Genomic DNA, 223 nt, shown 5'->3' with positions numbered 1-223 from the left:
AGAAGACCGAAGGTCTTCGAGCCGCGACTGGCCACAGGGCCGGAGCGTGAACACCGAAGGTGCGACCGCGAAGAACGACGTCCCCGATGGCAAAAATGAGCGAAGTATTGGGTCTAGAGATTCCGTTCGGACGCAGGGACGATCCTGACGTTCATCTTCTCCGAGCCGATGATCAGGATACCCTCCCCCGGCTGGAAATTGAGGAGATCCTTCTCGCTCACCT

Origin of the sequence: Methanoculleus sp. UBA208 (assembly GCF_002498065.1) — an archaeon.
In the GTDB taxonomy this organism is placed as follows: Archaea; Halobacteriota; Methanomicrobia; order Methanomicrobiales; family Methanoculleaceae; genus Methanoculleus.
Note: the sequence above shows the minus strand (reverse complement) of the source record.